General features: G+C 42.2%; 2 tRNA genes. Both read left to right on the forward strand.

The annotated features are described in order from the left end of the window. Window positions 1–3 precede the first annotated feature (3 nt). Window positions 4–79 (forward strand) — tRNA-Lys (locus AN392_RS18240). Window positions 80–149: 70 nt separating this feature from the next. Then, window positions 150–225: transfer RNA gene (locus AN392_RS18245), tRNA-Lys, on the forward strand. The last annotated feature ends 7 nt before the right edge of the window (window positions 226–232 follow it).

Genomic DNA, 232 nt, shown 5'->3' on the forward strand with positions numbered 1-232 from the left:
AGCGGGTCATTAGCTCAGTTGGTAGAGCAGTGGACTTTTAATCCATTGGTCGATGGTTCAAGTCCATCATGACCCACCATTCTTTATTGTTAATAAAGTTTGGTCTTTAATCGGCGGATTTACGTAAAGTGTTAACAAACACACAGAGCGGGTCATTAGCTCAGTTGGTAGAGCAGTGGACTTTTAATCCATTGGTCGATGGTTCAAGTCCATCATGACCCACCATTCTTTA

The sequence above is a fragment of the Pseudoalteromonas sp. P1-16-1b genome (genome assembly GCF_001401785.1).
GTDB lineage: Bacteria > Pseudomonadota > Gammaproteobacteria > Enterobacterales > Alteromonadaceae > Pseudoalteromonas > Pseudoalteromonas undina.